The organism is Sodalinema gerasimenkoae IPPAS B-353, from assembly GCF_009846485.1.
GTDB classification, from domain to species: domain Bacteria; phylum Cyanobacteriota; class Cyanobacteriia; order Cyanobacteriales; family Geitlerinemataceae; genus Sodalinema; species Sodalinema gerasimenkoae.
In genome coordinates this window covers 3,680,475-3,694,314 of record NZ_ML776472.1, presented here as the reverse complement: position 1 = coordinate 3,694,314, position 13,840 = coordinate 3,680,475, and the positions used below count along the sequence as shown (strand labels likewise).

The window sequence follows — 13,840 nt, the reverse complement described above, 5'->3', positions numbered from 1 at the left end:
CTAGAGAGGTAATGATGCGTTGTAGTGGTGAATAAAATTCCACAGGAGGCCGATGTGATTCCGTAGACTCTTGGAGAAGGCTAAGCTGCGTCGGACAAAGCGTGAAACCCTTTGCCTGAGGGTATTGTTAAACCGTTCAATGTAACTGGTCTTGCCACTCGACTTACTGACGACCCGGTGTCGTTTGCTCGGCAGCACCTGCCGGTAAGCCTCCCAAGCGTCAGTGTAGATCACAGCACATTGCCGATAGACTGTGGGTAGGGAATCCCAGAGGTTTTGCGCACTCTCGGCAGCGCGAGAACCGACATAAGCGCCGATCATCTCACGGGTCTCGGCATCGAGAGCTAACCAGACCCATTGTTTGTTGCCCTTGTAATCCACAAACGACCAAAGTTCATCACATTGCACCGTCATCGGCCCTTTTTTTTTGGACTGACAGCGACTTGCCTGTGTGTCTGGGCGGCTTTACAGTTGACATAGTCTTGCAGCCATTGCTCAGACACCTGAACCGCCCGGGCAATTCCAGCCATCGGGATGCGTTCTAGCAAGAGCCGGTCAATGAGTTCGCGAGTCGGGGTGTCGATGACCTTATTGGTTGGGTTTTTGACAAACTGACGACCACAGTTACGGCATAGATACCGTTGCTTGCCCGTGTGGATGTGGCCATTTTTGACGGTTCGCTTAGAATTGCAATCAGGGCAGTGAGGCATGGGGGTTGTTCTGTCGCTTCATGATCATCCTAACAAATCCATCATTACCTCTCTAGTACTACCGAAAATAGTATTACTCCCTCTCTCGGAAGTGTTCAATCAACTCCTCACGAGACAATTGCATCAACAGAGGGGTAAATTCCTCTGCCGGTAATTGTAAAATCGCATTAATTCAGAATGAGTAATTCATCATCAAGGGAGCCAAAGCGAACCCGCAACAAATTTTCTACCACACGACGTTCGCCCTGTTGCAGACCCTGTTGTAGACCTTGTTGCAGACCTGTCAACTGAGCCGCTTCGAGTTGTTGGTCAAGATTTTCTTGTGTTTGAAGATTAACCGTTTCCCAAGGCCTTAGACCGCTCAGCGGCCGCTTGCACTGCCGAAATCAGGGCCGATCGCAGTCCTTGCGCCTCCAGTTGAGCAATTCCGGCAATCGTCGTTCCCCCAGGACTGGTGACGCGATCCTTGAGTTCTCCTGGATGTAATCCCGTTTCGCTGAGGAGTTGAGCCGTTCCCCGTAGGGTGGCGATCGCCAACTGTTGGGCCGTGGCCCGAGGCAATCCCGCCGCCACACCCCCATCACTGAGCGCTTCAACCATCAGCGCCACATAGCCCGGCCCTGACCCCGATAACCCTGTGACCGCATCCATGAGCCGTTCAGGAACCTCAACGACCTCTCCCACAGCACTCAGCAGCTTACGAGCCACCGCTAATCCCTCTTCCGTCACCCCTTGGCCTGGACTCAAAGCAGAAATTCCCGCGCCGACGGTGGCGGGGGTATTGGGCATCACCCGCACCACAGGGGAACCGGGAAACTTCTTGTGTTTGAAGATTAACCGTTTCCCAAGGCCTTAGACCGCTCAGCGGCCGCTTGCACTGCCGAAATCAGGGCCGATCGCAGTCCTTGCGCCTCCAGTTGAGCAATTCCGGCAATCGTCGTTCCCCCAGGACTGGTGACGCGATCCTTGAGTTCTCCTGGATGTAATCCCGTTTCGCTGAGGAGTTGAGCCGTTCCCCGTAGGGTGGCGATCGCCAACTGTTGGGCCGTGGCCCGAGGCAATCCCGCCGCCACACCCCCATCACTGAGCGCTTCAACCATCAGCGCCACATAGCCCGGCCCTGACCCCGATAACCCTGTGACCGCATCCATGAGCCGTTCAGGAACCTCAACGACCTCTCCCACAGCACTCAGCAGCTTACGAGCCACCGCTAATCTCCATGAGCCGTTCAGGAACCTCAACGACCTCTCCCACAGCACTCAGCAGCTTACGAGCCACCGCTAATCTCTCTTCCGTCACCCCTTGGCCTGGACTCAAGGCAGAAATTCCCGCGCCGACGGTGGCGGGGGTATTGGGCATCACCCGCACCACAGGGGAACCGGGAAACTGCAGAAATTCCCGCGCCGACGGTGGCGGGGGTATTGGGCATCACCCGCACCACAGGGGAACCGGGAAACGCCGCCTCTAACTTAGACAGGGGGGTTCCTGCCAAAATGGAAATCACTAAGGTCTGGGGGGAGAGCGTTCCGGGAGGAAGTTGCCCAGAAACGGCAGCAAAAATCTGCGGCTTGATGGCTAAAAGAAGCGTCTGGGCCTCAGCCGCAATGCTGGCGTTATCATCGCTGACCTGCACCTGATAGGTTTTTGCTAAATACTCCCGACGTTGAGGGTTCGGCTCACCCACCGAAACCGCTTCGGGACGATACACTTGTTGGGCTAAAAGGCGGGAGAGGATGGCTTCGGCCATCATGCCACCGCCGATAATCGCAAGGGAAGAAGACAAGGGCTTAGACTAACTGTGAGGACGAACCAGAGGCTTAGGATTGGGCAACACGACCGAAATCGGGAACCCAACTGGGGGTTGAGCCGCTGTTACTACTTTGCCCGGCATTGCTGCTACCGGGGGCTTGTAGATGGGGCTGCATCACATCCCGCACGACACCGGATTGGGTGCTAACCTGCACGCAACTGGGGGTGAATAGGAAAATACTCTCGCCAATGCGTTCTTGATGACCGTCGAGGGCAAAGGTTCCTCCGGCGATGAAGTCAACGGCCCGCTGTGCCTGATCTGGGTCCATCACGGTTAAGTTCAGGACAACTGATTTCCGTTCCCGTAAAGCTTGAATGGCTTGGGGCATCTCTTCAAAGGTACGTGGTTCCATCACCACAACTTCGGAAATGCCACTTGCTGCGCCAGGTAATCCAATCACGTTACTCATTCCTGAATTCATACTTGAACCCCGCTGAGGAGGGGGAGGCGTTAAGCCGGCGGAACTGCTTAGGGGCGAGCGATCGCGTAAACGAGTCCCGGTACTGCTGACATCGGTGTTGGGAGCCGATGCGTTACTTTCACTGGGATAGAGGGGCTGATAAGCGGGGCTATTGCCCTCCATATCGTCATAGTCGTACTGATAATCAACCGGCTCGTCCGGATTGATGAAATCCCGTAGCTTTGAAAAAATATTGCTCATGGCGACTCCGGCTAAACACTCCGATTCAGGTTGAATGACTGATTGTTAAGGATCTCAATCCATTCAACAGGGTCAATTGACTGATCGGCAAAGGTGATCCGCCCCTATTGTAGCTGGGATAGATCACAATGCAACCCAGCTTAATCAAGATTTATGGGTTTCTTATCCTACCGGTTTGAATGTCCTCGAAACCTGTCTGTCTTACTGGGGGCGATCGCCAAAGAGAATACGCCCTAAACGCACCATGGTACTTCCCGCTTCCACTGCTAAGGGATAATCGTCGGACATCCCCATAGATAGTTGCGAGAAGTGTAAATGCTTCCAGGACTGCTCTTGTAGGCGATCGCACCCCTGACGGGCCTCTCGAAAAATGACCCGACTTTCCTCCGAGGGCAAGCCAAAGGGCAGAATTGTCATCAGTCCCTGAACCTTCAGGGCCGAGAGGTCATCGAGTCGGGGCAAGTCTGGCTCTAAATCCGGCCAATCCCAGCCCGATTTATTGGCATCGGGGCGAAATTTGACCTGTAGACAAAGATTCGGGCAGGGACTACCTTTTTCCACCAGACGCTGGATTTCGCGGGCCAGTTTCAGGCGATCAACTGAATGAATCCATTGCATTCGCTCCAAAGCCAGCTTCGCCTTATTCGTTTGCAGATGGCCGATGAAATGCCAGGTAATATCCTCTAAATCCTCAAGTTCCTCTTGTTTGGCGATCGCCTCTTGGATGCGACTTTCCCCAAAATCCCGGATTCCCGCCTCATAAGCCTGACGAATCGCACTAGCGGGTTTCAGTTTAGACACCGCAATCAAGCGCACCGACTCGGGAAGCGTCGGACGAATTTTAGCAATGCGATCGGCAATCGATAACTCCTCAAACGACATGAAAACGACTCAGTAACCTACCTCTAACAACAGTATTGCAATAATAGACAATTGATAATGGACAATTGATAATCGACATACGTCTCTAGAATACAGACTATTGGGGGAGCTAACGTCTTATTTATTGCGACTAAAGCCAGAAAAGCTCGGGCCCTAGAACATCTGTTTACGAATCTTTTGTAACTTTTCATGGTCTTGAGTCAGTCCCGTGCGGCGCAATTGGCGCAGACGATTTTCAATGACTGCTCTGGCATCAGCTCGGGTGAGCGGCTCAAAGAGCAAACCTCGCTCACCGGTGGTTACGATAAAAAATAGGCGTTGAGCATACAACGTTGTGAATAGTTCTCGATCTTCTCCAATGGGGCAGACGCGAAATAGCAAGCCGAAGGTGGGATGATTGAGATAAGTTTCGGTGTTCATGGGGCGATTCAGGACGACCATACAGGGTCTGAGGGACATCCCCAGAGCCACATCAGGTTAAAGACTTAAACATAGCAGGTCTTGGAAACCCCATCAATGGGGCAAGCGGTAGACTGAGCCATCCCAGAGACCATCGAGCCGAGAGATTCTCAAAAGATACGAAAAACGAGAGGTACAATGACCTCTCGCCCTGAACGTCTGGGGTGTAGATGAGCCAACAGCGTCAACTCTACTTCAAGCCGGTGTTGGTTCCGGGCTTACCGGTGGCCAATTCAACCTTGACGATTTTGCCACCCATTTTCATGATCCGCTGTTGTTCACGGAACCAGTTGTCGTAGGGAACCAGTTTTGTATAGTAGGTGTTTTGCAACTCTCTCTGAGTCCGAATGCGAGTCTGACTCGGAACACAGGCAGTAACGCGAAACATACGCATGGGGAAAATTCTCCTGGCTAAGGGGTTAAAGGATTAGAAGTTTTAGGGATTTTTTTATTAGGGTTTCAGATGCTAGATCGAAAGCCTGGGAGTCCAGAGTCAATACTGTTGGCTTGATGTTCCAACTCTGAGTTAGATGAGTTCCCAAGAGAACCCATATCTCTACCAAATTGCACTCACCCCGGATTTCCCAGACCAACGATCGCCGTCCGCCAATTTCGCTACAGAACGTCACGCCAATGGCGATCGGATGGGGATACCTAGCTTAAGCCAGAGCAGATGTAGTCGAAGTACACGCCCATTTCTTTACCGGCATCGGGGCCAACCAAGCTAGCGGTGACATCTTTCATGGCTTGGATCGCTTGAACCGTAGAACCCACGGGAACACCCAGAGAGTTGTAGGTTTCTTTGAGGCCATTCAGCACACGCTCGTCGAGGATGGAGGGATCGCCGGCCAGCATGGCGTAGGTGGAGTAGCGGAGGTAGTAGTCCAAGTCACGGATGCAAGCTGCATAGCGACGGGTGGTGTACATGTTACCGCCGGGACGGGTCACATCAGAGTACAGCAGGGATTTAGCAACGGCTTCTTTAACGATCGTAGCGGCGTTAGCCGAGATCGTAGCGGCTGCACGGACGCGCAGTTCGCCGGTTTGGAAGTAGCCTTTGAGCTTGTCCATGGCAGACCCGTCGAGGTACTTGCCTTGAACATCAGAGGAGTTGATTACAGCGGTGATTGCGTCTTGCATGATCCTTTCGTTTTGTTGTGAATTTGATGGATTTAGAAATGCGAGTTTGTGAAAGCTTGGCGATTAAAGTCGAATACCGACTCTATTGCATCGCACCGATCACGTAGTCGAAGTAAGAAGCTGCTTCGACAGCATCGTCCGCAGACATCAAACCGGTGGCGACGTTTTTCATGCAACGAACGCTTTCTGCAACGGCATCAATGGGGGTTCCCAAGGAGCGGTACATTTCACGAACGCCCACGAGACCAATCTCTTCGATGGGGGTAACGTCACCGGAAACAACACCATAGGTGACGAGGCGCAGGTAGTAGTCCATGTCACGCAGGCAGGTGGCGGTCATCTCTTCACCAAACGCGTTTCCGCCGGGGGAGACCACATCGGGGCGTTTTTGGAAGAGTTGGTTACCGGCTTCTTTGACAATCCGCTCACGAGAATCGGTTAAAACTTGAGCGATGCGAAGACGAGCTGCACCGGAGGTGACAAAGCTCTTGATGCGATCTAGTTCGCCGGGGCTGAGGTAACGAGCCTCAGCGTCGGCATTCACGATTGACTTCGTGACGATACTCATGATGTGCGATTCCTCCAGAAGGGAAAGTTAGTTTAAGGTTGTATTGACTAATCACTCAGTAGCTTGTCCCCATTTGACTCGGGGGAGTGGCCACTGGCGAGCGGGAGCAGTTCCCGTTTTGCAATCATGGTCATTGTGCAGCATAAGGTTAACGATCCCTGGGGTAACTTCATAGTTTGTAATATTTTTCTCAGGAACCCACGGCAGCGATCGCCCAAAGATTTGACATGAAACCCAGAAATCGCAAGGGTTAGCGGCAGTTATTCCCCTCAAGGAAAACGTAACAGAAGTTTACGGCAAGTCGTCGAGCGACTGGGTTTTGGGGGGATTGTCATCGAAACGTAGCCCACAACCGACCCCAATCAAGGAAACCCGAATGCCCTTCCCTGCGTCAAAACCCTAGAAGGGGGGTTTTTGAGGTTCCCTGGCGGTGTCTTCTAGCTGCGAGCATCAGGGGAGGGGCGAGTCAGCCAGGTTAAAAATTGTCCCAATGCATCCACCTTAATCCTCAAAAACTCTTGAGGATGATTTCTGGAAACACTACCGTGGGCGATGTAGTAAACATCCTAGACCCTAAAGCGGGAGGTTTCCCAGTCATCGAGAGGATAATCTATAACCCCCTTCAACTCAAAACTCCTAAAAACTCAACGAGACAATTGGAGTGAGGTATTCCGATCTGTGCAAAAAAAAATCATGACATTAGCATAAGGCTAGCCGCACAAAATCCATGATGGCTTTAATGGCGTACAACCCCTTAAAGCTGTTTCATCGAAGTCGTTATCGAAGTCGTTAATGACCCCACTATTCACAAACCTTTAGGTCAGTCCGATTCCGTCGTTCGTTGCCGTTCGTTGCTTTCATCGACGTATGCCCACAGCCAACACCAACATGAAAACCGCTAACCCCACTTTGAATGCCGATACGGTGCGGACATACCTGCACGAAATCGGTCGTGTTCCTTTGCTGACCCACGAACAGGAAATTATCTTGGGCAAACAAGTTCAAGCGATGATGGCATTGCTGGAACTTCGGGATGAACTCAGCGAGTCTCTCGATCGCGCTCAAACAAGTTCAAGCGATGATGGCATTGCTGGAACTTCGGGATGAACTCAGCGAGTCTCTCGATCGCGCGCCCAGCGAAAGTGAGTGGGCACAAAAAGCCAAACTCGACCTGGATAGCTTGCGTAATACCCTACACACCTCCCAGCGAAAGTGAGTGGGCACAAAAAGCCAAACTCGACCTGGATAGCTTGCGTAATACCCTACACACCGGTCAACGGGCCAAACGCAAAATGATCGAGGCAAATTTGCGTCTAGTGGTGGCGATCGCCAAAAAATACCAAAAACGGAATCTCGAATTTTTGGACTTAATCCAAGAAGGAACCCTGGGACTCGAACGGGGAGTTGAAAAATTCGATCCCACCCGTGGCTATAAATTCTCCACCTATGCCTACTGGTGGATTCGTCAGGCCATCACCCGAGCGATCGCCCAACAAGCGCGAACCATTCGCCTTCCCATTCACATCACCGAAAAACTCAACAAAATCAAACGGGCCCAACGAGAACTGACCCAAAAACTCGGGCGCAGTCCCTCCATGAAGGAAATCGCCCAGGAACTGGACCTCGAACCCTACCAAGTTCGGGAATATCTCAGCGTCTCCCGCCAGCCGATTTCCCTAAGACACCGAGTTACAAGAACTGCTCGAAGATGAAACCGCATCGCCCGAACAGTTTGCCACCCAGCAACTCTTGCGCCAAGACCTCGATTGTATGCTGGCCGAACTGACCCCCCAACAGCGGGAAGTGATCAGTCTTCGCTTTGGCTTAAGTGACGGCAAAGAACTTTCCTTAGCTAAAGTCGGCGCCCAACTCAACCTCAGCCGCGAACGAGTCCGCCAACTCGAACACCAGGCCCTGAGCCATCTGCGCCGTCGTCGCGCCACAGTCCGTGAATACCTAGCCAGTTAGCCCTTGAGCCAGCCAGATCCTGGCCCCGAGAGGTTTGCTAAAATAGCGCCGTCCCATTGGGACGGCTTTTTTCTGGACATCTGAATTTCCACTAAATCCTGAATTCCCCACCAACAGATTGCCCACCCACACTGTCCCAGTCGTCCCTCTCGCCCTCACACTTGAGTAAGAGCCGCCGTATATGACCCAGCTCAATTACGCCTTTACCATCTTCTTTAGTCTGCTCGTTGAAGCCTTACCCTTTCTGCTGCTGGGGGTGCTACTCTCCAGCGCCCTCCTGGCCTTTGTCAACGAGCGTAAATTAGTTGCCATGATGCCTCGGAATGCCGTGTTAGGGGCATTGGTCGGCAGTTGTATTGGCTTTCTGTTTCCCGTTTGTGAATGCGGCAACGTTCCCGTAGCTCGGCGACTGTTAGCCCAGGGCGTGCCTTCCGCTGTGGCTATCGGCTTTCTACTGGCCGCCCCAACCATTAACCCAATTGTCATTTGGTCCACCTGGATCGCATTCCGCGATCGCCCGGAAATGGTCTTTTGGCGTGTCCTTCTCACCCTGATTATTGCCACCGTCATCGGGGTGATTTTCAGCGTTCAGAAAGACATTCGCTCCATGCTGCACCCGAAACTCGTGCGTTCCATGCCCCGGGCGATCGCCACCCCAACAGAAGACCCCATCTCCCCCCTACTCGGATCAGGAACCTATTTTCTAGGAACCAGCCAACCCATCGCCCTAGAAAACGCCGCCGTCATGGGAGGCGATTTAGGAACTCTCCTCTTAGGAACCCAGCAAAACGCCAATCGGATGGTGGTATTTGTCGATAACATTATTCGAGAAATTCGCGAACTCGGTGGTGTACTTGTCCTCGGGAGTGGCATTGTCGCCATTATCCAAACCGCCGTCCCTCGCGAGACCATCGTCAGCCTAGGTCAAGGAACCATTGTTCCCATCCTGACCATGATGTTACTGGCCCTAGTCGTGTCCATCTGTTCCACCGTCGACGCCTTCTTCGCCCTTTCCTTCGCCTCCATGTTCACCAGTAGCGCCCTGCTGGCCTTTCTTGTCTTTGGTCCGACGGTAGATCTTAAAAGTATCGGTCTGATGTTATCGGTGTTTCGTCCTCGAACCGTGTTTTACCTATTTGCCATCACCGCCCAACTCACCTTCCTGCTCACCCTCGGCCTACATATCTACGTTCTTTAGCAAAACCCCAATCACAAACCTGAGTCTTCCGGGGGCGATCGCCCTGGCAGGAATGGTAGGGTGGCTGTTTCCCCATCCACCCTCCCCCATCTTGCCTACCCATGACCGCTCAAACCCAGACTCCAGAACCCACCCATCTCGACACCGACACCCAGGACACCCAACGTCAACTCATCGTGATTTTGGATTTTGGGTCTCAATATTCCGAGCTGATCGCCCGTCGGATTCGCGAAACCGAGGTCTATTCAGAAGTCTTGTCCTATCGCACCAGTGCGGCAGATTTAGAACGCCTCAATCCCAAAGGAATTATTCTCTCAGGCGGTCCCAACTCAGTCTATGACGAGAATGCCCCTCAATGTGACCCCAAAATTTGGCAACTGGGTATCCCCATCTTGGGAGTCTGTTACGGAATGCAGCTGATGGTTCAACAACTCGGCGGAAGCGTCGAACGAGCCGAATTAGCTGAATATGGCAAAGCCGCCCTACATATTGACGACCCCACCGATCTCCTCACCAACGTCGAACAGGGAGCCACCATGTGGATGAGTCACGGCGACTCCGTCACCTGTCTCCCCGACGGCTTTGAAATTCTCGCCCATACCGACAACACCCCCAATGCGGCGATCGCCAACCACGATCGCCAGATCTACGGCGTACAATTCCACCCAGAAGTCGTCCACTCCATCGGTGGACAGGCCCTCGTTCGTAACTTCGTCTATCACATCTGCGACTGCGAACCAACCTGGACTACCGCCGCCTTCGTCGAAGAGTCGATCCGAGAAATTCGCGCCCGAGTCGGTGACAAACGAGTGCTTCTGGCCCTATCCGGCGGCGTCGATTCCTCCACCCTCGCCTTCCTCCTGCACCGAGCCATCGGCGATAATCTTACCTGTATGTTTATCGATCAGGGGTTCATGCGTAAATATGAGCCGGAACGGTTAGTCAAGCTATTCCGAGATCAATTCCATATCCCCGTCGAATACGTCAACGCCCGCGATCGCTTCCTGGAAAAACTCGTCGGCGTCACCGATCCCGAAGAAAAACGCCGTCACATCGGCCATGAATTCATCCGCGTCTTCGAGGAAGAATCCCGTCGCCTAGGTCCCTTCGACTACCTCGCCCAAGGAACTCTCTACCCCGACGTCATCGAATCCGCCGACTCCAACGTCGACCCCAAAACCGGGGAACGAGTCGCCGTCAAAATCAAAAGTCACCACAACGTCGGCGGTTTACCCGAAGACCTACAATTCAAACTCATCGAACCCCTGCGAAAACTCTTCAAAGACGAAGTTCGCAACCTCGGACGTTCGATTGGCCTCCCCGAAGAAATCGTCCGTCGTCATCCCTTCCCCGGCCCCGGCCTAGCCATCCGCATCCTGGGAGAAGTCACCCCAGAACGGTTAAAAATCTTACGGGATGCTGATTACATCGTGCGCCAAGAAATCAATCGTCACGGTATCTACCACGATTTCTGGCAAGCCTTCGCCGTCCTACTCCCCATCCGCAGTGTCGGAGTCATGGGCGACCAACGCACCTACGCCTATCCCATCGTATTGCGCTTTGTCTCCAGCGAAGACGGGATGACCGCCGATTGGGCACGGGTCGATTATGACTTCATCGAACTGATTTCCAACCGCATTGTCAACGAAGTGGCCGGAGTCAACCGCGTTGTCTACGACGTCACCTCCAAACCCCCCGGAACCATCGAATGGGAGTAAATCCCCAATTTGCCCAGTGCCACAAGGGTACGCCCCTACGTCTTTCCCCTCTTGGGAGGGGTGCCCGGAGGGCGGGGTGGGTTCTACCTCTTGCCTTTTGCCTCTTGCCTCTTGCCTTCTTCCCCCCATGACTCGTCGCATCTTCTTCACCGTACTTTGGCTAGGCTTCCTCGGCTATGCCTTCTTACTTGCACCCCCAGATAGCCCGGAAACAGTGGATTTGATTATTGATCTCTCCTCGGGGAACTGGGAGACCCTCAACCCAGCCATTATCGCCCTATTTAACCTGATGGGAATTTTTCCCTTCGCCTATGGGGCCATGATGTTTGCCGATGGCCGGGGTCAAAAAATTGGCGCTTGGGTATTTGCAGCCGCCTCCTTCGGGGTGGGGGCGTTTGCCATTTTGCCCTATCTGGCCCTGCGAGATCCCAACCCCAACCTAGAGGGGGATCTCAACCCCCTCCTGAAATTTTGGGACTCGCGAATTTTGGGAGGAGTCTTAACCCTGGGGGCGATCGCCCTGCTGGGATTGGGTCTCAGTCAGGGAAATTGGAGTGATTTCAGCCAACAATGGCAAAACAGCCGTTTTATCCATGTCATGAGTCTAGACTTCTGTCTCCTCTGCGGCCTAGTTCCGGCACTCCTCGGCGATGACATGGCCCGACGAGGTCTCCATAATCCCAAGCTATTCTGGGCAGTCTCCCTCACTCCCCTCCTGGGCCTTCTTCTCTACCTCACCCTGCGTCCTCCCCTAGAGGCTGCCACGCCAGCCCTTCAGGACTCCCCCCAGTCCTCTTAAACACCCATTAGGACTGGTCTCGTGAATATTGTGCGAAGCTGAATTTATTCAGGTGATGCCAACCCTGTACCACCTCCCGGAACGCCCGCCAATTCTCATAAACCTCATTAAACGAGGCATTCTCTTGAGCATTTTGCTCATAAATCTCCAAAGCAATCTCCTCACCCCGCTGCATAATCTCCTCAGAGAAGCCTGAGAGGATGGTTCCCCCCTCAACCAACTCCTGTAACGCCTCACCATTGAGGGCGTCATACTGAGCCAACATCGTCATATTGGCTTCCACCGTAGCCGCCACAAAGATCTGCTGATATTCCTCTGGCAAACGCTCCCACATCCGGCGATTCACCAACACATCTAACGTCGCCCCCGGTTCCCACCAGCCGGGATAGTAATAATACTGGGCAGCCCGATGCAGTCCTAATTTCAAATCATCATAGGGGCCAACCCACTCAGCGGCATCAATCGCCCCCCGTTCCAGGGCCAGATAGACTTCTGAACCGGGCAGAACCTGCACATTCGCTCCCATCTGCGCCATAATCGTTCCCCCCAACCCCGGAACCCGCAGTTTCATGCCATTGAGGTCGGCGACACTATTGACTTGTCGCTTAAACCAGCCCCCCATTTGCGTTCCCGTGTTTCCGGCTGGGAAATTAATGATATTAAAATCGCTATAGACTTTCTGCATTGCCTCCAACCCCCCGCCGTGATATAGCCAGGAATTTTGCTGCTGGGCAGTTAAGCCAAAAGGCATCGTCGTGGCAAAGCCTAAGGTTAGGTTTTTACCAATGTAGTAGTAACTGGCGGTATGACCGCATTCTACGGTTCCTCCCTCAACCGCATCCATCACTTGTAACGCGGGAACTAACTCACCGGCAGCATAGGGCGTAATGGTAAAACGGCCATTAGTCATCTCACTGACCCGACGGCAGACGGTTTGTGCCCCACCATAGATGGTATCGAGGGACGGCGGCCAACTCGTGGCCATGCGCCAGTTGACCCGGGGCAGAGAACTGGCATCCGTTCCTGTTCCGGCGGTTTCGGCACAAGCGGCGAGGGCGGAGACGGTGGCGGCACTTACGGCGCTTCGAGTCACAAAAGCTCGGCGTTTCATAGCAACTTAGGTAATTTAAGCGGGTTTAAGATAGTTTTTGAGTTTAACAGCTTTTTAAGTCTTATAAAGTCTTTTGGCAAAGACGTTAAGTCTTTTTTCGTGGACGAGCTGTTTGCTGACTCTCTGAGTTTTAATGAAAATGAGGCGGTTAGCTTAGCCGTTTCGCTTTTGGGTAGGTTATTCCCGGCCCACCCGTTTAATAAACTGATCTACTTAATAAACCGTAATAAAAAAGTCATTATGGTCATGAAACGTCCCAGCCAACTCACACAACTTCTTTGGGACTTTTATCGCGAGAATCCCGAAGAACTCCAGCAGTTGAAAATTCTACAGCAATGTCAGGTTTTCCGCTTCTGGGGAGCATTTTGTATCCGCGTGCAAACTCCCGCTATGGCCCAACGCATCCACGATCTCATCCCGGTTGTTGAAGCCCCCATCGAAGCCCTACGCCTCGCGAAACAGGTGAAAATTTTGGTCGGCCGTCGCTTAGTCGCCAGTTATCTGGTGGGCACGGATTGCCAGGATTCTCCGGTGCGTGAATGGCAGGTTTAGGGGGAAGGCAATAGGCAGTAGGCAATAGGCAATAGGCAAAAGATAGGGAACAGGGAACAGGGAACAGGGAACAGAAAAGACGTAGGGGCGTACCCTTGCGGTCAGCGAGCAATAGCTCAGCCGTGGTTGCCCTCTTTGGGCAATGGGCAATAGAAAAGGGGGCTATACCGGTTAGGGTATGGCCCCCCTTTGTTGGGAGCGACAGATTTTATCTGTGCTTAGTCGTTTCAAGGAGGACACTTATAGAATTCAAGCACTCTGTTG

The 13,840-nt window shown here is 53.0% G+C and carries 14 protein-coding genes and 3 pseudogenes; 6 read left to right on the top strand and 11 right to left on the bottom strand.

Annotated features, from left to right (window positions below; translation table 11 throughout):
- From L855_RS16085 to apcA, 10 genes and pseudogenes are all read right to left on the bottom strand, one after another.
- Window positions 1–710, bottom strand: a protein-coding gene (locus tag L855_RS16085) for an IS1 family transposase (RefSeq protein WP_219729928.1) whose coding sequence is annotated in 2 segments (ribosomal slippage) — window positions 1–413 and window positions 413–710 — 711 coding nt in all. Because the reading frame shifts where the segments join, the coding sequence is not laid out codon by codon here.
- 333 nt (window positions 711–1,043) lie between these two features.
- A pseudogene (gene proC / locus L855_RS16075) lies at window positions 1,044–1,526 on the bottom strand (pyrroline-5-carboxylate reductase); the annotation flags it as partial.
- A 17-nt stretch (window positions 1,527–1,543) separates the two neighbouring features.
- Window positions 1,544–2,096, bottom strand: a pseudogene (locus L855_RS22515) (pyrroline-5-carboxylate reductase family protein); the annotation flags it as partial.
- A complete protein-coding gene (locus L855_RS22510; protein ID WP_425500612.1) occupies window positions 1,978–2,457 on the bottom strand; it encodes a pyrroline-5-carboxylate reductase family protein in 480 nt (159 codons plus the stop codon). The gene L855_RS22510 and the pseudogene L855_RS22515, both read right to left, overlap by 119 nt.
- 70 nt (window positions 2,458–2,527) lie before the next feature.
- On the bottom strand, window positions 2,528–3,181 hold the full coding sequence (locus L855_RS16065; protein WP_159789720.1) for a cell division protein SepF: 654 nt from the start codon (window positions 3,179–3,181) through the stop codon (window positions 2,528–2,530).
- A 201-nt stretch (window positions 3,182–3,382) separates the two neighbouring features.
- Entirely contained in the window at window positions 3,383–4,063 is a 681-nt protein-coding gene (locus L855_RS16060; protein WP_159789718.1) for a YggS family pyridoxal phosphate-dependent enzyme, read from the bottom strand.
- 153 nt (window positions 4,064–4,216) lie between these two features.
- Window positions 4,217–4,483, bottom strand: coding sequence for a transcriptional coactivator PipX (gene pipX / locus L855_RS16055; RefSeq protein ID WP_159789716.1), 267 nt, complete (start codon window positions 4,481–4,483; stop codon window positions 4,217–4,219).
- 229 nt (window positions 4,484–4,712) lie between these two features.
- A complete protein-coding gene (locus L855_RS16050; protein WP_074162910.1) occupies window positions 4,713–4,916 on the bottom strand; it encodes a phycobilisome linker polypeptide in 204 nt (67 codons plus the stop codon).
- A 260-nt stretch (window positions 4,917–5,176) separates the two neighbouring features.
- Entirely contained in the window at window positions 5,177–5,662 is a 486-nt protein-coding gene (gene apcB, locus L855_RS16045; RefSeq protein ID WP_068790358.1) for an allophycocyanin subunit beta, read from the bottom strand.
- An 82-nt stretch (window positions 5,663–5,744) separates the two neighbouring features.
- On the bottom strand, window positions 5,745–6,230 hold the full coding sequence (gene apcA / locus L855_RS16040) for an allophycocyanin subunit alpha (protein ID WP_068790359.1): 486 nt from the start codon (window positions 6,228–6,230) through the stop codon (window positions 5,745–5,747).
- A gap of 888 nt (window positions 6,231–7,118) precedes the next feature.
- Here apcA and L855_RS22935 point away from each other — a divergent pair.
- The 5 genes and pseudogenes from L855_RS22935 to L855_RS16020 all read left to right on the top strand — a co-directional run bounded on the left by L855_RS22935 (window position 7,119) and on the right by L855_RS16020 (window position 11,913).
- Entirely contained in the window at window positions 7,119–7,337 is a 219-nt protein-coding gene (locus L855_RS22935; protein WP_425500580.1) for a sigma-70 factor domain-containing protein, read from the top strand.
- Window positions 7,264–8,198, top strand: a pseudogene (locus L855_RS16035) (sigma-70 family RNA polymerase sigma factor). Before L855_RS22935 ends, L855_RS16035 begins: the two are co-directional and overlap by 74 nt.
- 181 nt (window positions 8,199–8,379) lie before the next feature.
- Complete coding sequence (locus L855_RS16030) at window positions 8,380–9,396, top strand: permease (protein ID WP_159789714.1); 1,017 nt, start codon at window positions 8,380–8,382, stop codon at window positions 9,394–9,396.
- A gap of 101 nt (window positions 9,397–9,497) precedes the next feature.
- On the top strand, window positions 9,498–11,114 hold the full coding sequence (guaA, locus tag L855_RS16025; protein ID WP_159789712.1) for a glutamine-hydrolyzing GMP synthase: 1,617 nt from the start codon (window positions 9,498–9,500) through the stop codon (window positions 11,112–11,114).
- Window positions 11,115–11,241: 127 nt separating this feature from the next.
- Complete coding sequence (locus L855_RS16020; protein WP_159789710.1) at window positions 11,242–11,913, top strand: DUF2834 domain-containing protein; 672 nt, start codon at window positions 11,242–11,244, stop codon at window positions 11,911–11,913.
- Between the two features lie 7 nt (window positions 11,914–11,920).
- On the opposite strand, the gene L855_RS16015 is transcribed toward L855_RS16020, so the two are convergent.
- Entirely contained in the window at window positions 11,921–13,024 is a 1,104-nt protein-coding gene (locus L855_RS16015) for a TRAP transporter substrate-binding protein (protein WP_159789708.1), read from the bottom strand.
- A gap of 240 nt (window positions 13,025–13,264) precedes the next feature.
- Between L855_RS16015 and L855_RS16010 the strand changes: the two genes are divergently transcribed.
- Window positions 13,265–13,576, top strand: coding sequence for a hypothetical protein (locus L855_RS16010; RefSeq protein ID WP_159789706.1), 312 nt, complete (start codon window positions 13,265–13,267; stop codon window positions 13,574–13,576).
- The last annotated feature ends 264 nt before the right edge of the window (window positions 13,577–13,840 follow it).

Bases quoted from the DNA above. Each gene is read 5' to 3' on its own strand.
- guaA (WP_159789712.1), top strand. From the start codon at position 9,498: ATGACCGCTCAAACCCAGACTCCAGAACCCACCCATCTCGACACCGAC.
- L855_RS16030 (WP_159789714.1), top strand. From the start codon at position 8,380: ATGACCCAGCTCAATTACGCCTTTACCATCTTCTTTAGTCTGCTCGTT.
- pipX (WP_159789716.1), bottom strand. From the start codon at position 4,483: ATGAACACCGAAACTTATCTCAATCATCCCACCTTCGGCTTGCTATTT.
- L855_RS16065 (WP_159789720.1), bottom strand. From the start codon at position 3,181: ATGAGCAATATTTTTTCAAAGCTACGGGATTTCATCAATCCGGACGAG.
- apcA (WP_068790359.1), bottom strand. From the start codon at position 6,230: ATGAGTATCGTCACGAAGTCAATCGTGAATGCCGACGCTGAGGCTCGT.
- L855_RS22935 (WP_425500580.1), top strand. From the start codon at position 7,119: ATGAAAACCGCTAACCCCACTTTGAATGCCGATACGGTGCGGACATAC.
- L855_RS16060 (WP_159789718.1), bottom strand. From the start codon at position 4,063: ATGTCGTTTGAGGAGTTATCGATTGCCGATCGCATTGCTAAAATTCGT.
- L855_RS16015 (WP_159789708.1), bottom strand. From the start codon at position 13,024: ATGAAACGCCGAGCTTTTGTGACTCGAAGCGCCGTAAGTGCCGCCACC.
- L855_RS16020 (WP_159789710.1), top strand. From the start codon at position 11,242: ATGACTCGTCGCATCTTCTTCACCGTACTTTGGCTAGGCTTCCTCGGC.
- L855_RS22510 (WP_425500612.1), bottom strand. From the start codon at position 2,457: ATGGCCGAAGCCATCCTCTCCCGCCTTTTAGCCCAACAAGTGTATCGT.
- apcB (WP_068790358.1), bottom strand. From the start codon at position 5,662: ATGCAAGACGCAATCACCGCTGTAATCAACTCCTCTGATGTTCAAGGC.
- L855_RS16010 (WP_159789706.1), top strand. From the start codon at position 13,265: ATGGTCATGAAACGTCCCAGCCAACTCACACAACTTCTTTGGGACTTT.
- L855_RS16050 (WP_074162910.1), bottom strand. From the start codon at position 4,916: ATGCGTATGTTTCGCGTTACTGCCTGTGTTCCGAGTCAGACTCGCATT.